We start from the raw sequence: 1,166 nt of genomic DNA, 5'->3' as shown, positions 1-1,166 counted from the left end.
CTGTCAATGAGACTCGGCCGCAGCAGGGTGCTTCACGTCGTCGAGCCGGTGGCGGGCCACGAACCGGAAGCGGTCCCCACGAAACAGCGACCTGGTCCACTCGACCGGTTGGCCCTGCGCGTCCCAGGCCGTGCGGTGCACGAGCAGGAGCGGCAGACCGGTGTCGACGCCGAGGAGGTCGGCGGCCACCGGGTCGGCGAGCGTGGTCTCGACACTGTCCTCGACGGCATCCACGACGCGGCCGTACACCTCCGCGAGGGTGCGGTAGAGCGACCCCGTGGCGGCCAGGTGCTCGGCCAGACCGGGGAAGACTCCGGGCAGGTGGGCCACCTCGTGGGCGATGACCTCGTCGCCGCGGGTGCGCAGCCGTTCGACCCGCTGGACGGGCTGCCCCGGCTCGACCCGCAAGGGCCCGACCATGGCGTCGGTGGCCTGCTCGACGGTGACCGCGAGGATGCGACTGCCCGGGCTCCAGCCCTCGGCGGCGAGGTCCTGGCTGAACGAGGTCGCCTGGCGCACCTGCATGAGCTTGGGTTGCGAGACGAAGGTTCCGCGCCCCTGGGTGCGTTCGAGACGGCCCTCGATGACGAGTTCGGCGATGGCCTGGCGCACGGTGGTGCGGGAGGTGTCGAACTGCTCGGCGAACTCGCGCTCGGTCGGGACGGCCGCCCCCGTGGGCAGGTCGGCGATGAGAGCGAGGATCTCGCGCTTGACGCGGTAGTACTTCGGGACCTTCATCGCACCTCTTGACGCCGAGTGGCCGACACCCCTGCGAGGGTGGTCTACACCAATCTACGCCATGCCGGGGGCCGGCCTGAGGCGGCTCAGCAGAACTGCGCCTCGATGGCCTCGAGCTCGGCGTCGGTGAGCTCGAGGTGCGCCGCCTGCGCCGAGTCGGTGATCGACTCGGGTCGGCTCGCGCCCGGGATCGGAATGACGTGCTCGCCGAGCGCCAGCTCCCACGCGAGCACGACCTGCTGCGGGCTCACCCCGTGCGCGAGGCCGATCTCGTGGAAGGCGGGGTAGGCCTGACCCACCTCCTTGCTGTGGGCTCCGGTGCCACCGAGCGGGCTCCACGGCAGGAAGGCGATGCCGCGTTCCCCGCAGAACTCGAGCTCGTCGCGGCTGGACCGGAAGCGCGGGGAGAACTCGTTCTGGACACTGGC

2 protein-coding genes are annotated in these 1,166 nt (G+C 71.3%); both read right to left on the bottom strand.

Translation table 11 applies throughout. The features are described 5' to 3' along the window. Positions 1-3: 3 nt before the first annotated feature. Positions 4-738: a GntR family transcriptional regulator gene (locus tag PLL68_RS10325; RefSeq protein WP_324533779.1), complete on the bottom strand. Its 735-nt coding sequence runs from the start codon at positions 736-738 to the stop codon at positions 4-6. An 86-nt stretch (positions 739-824) separates the two neighbouring features. After that, positions 825-1,166: aldo/keto reductase (locus tag PLL68_RS10320; RefSeq protein WP_324533777.1), on the bottom strand; the 342-nt coding region annotated here is incomplete at its 5' end.

Source organism: Ornithinibacter sp. (genome assembly GCF_035443565.1).
Classification (GTDB): domain Bacteria; phylum Actinomycetota; class Actinomycetes; order Actinomycetales; family Dermatophilaceae; genus Fodinibacter.
The sequence above is the reverse complement of the archived record's forward strand: the minus strand, read 5'-3'. Positions and strand labels throughout refer to the sequence as shown.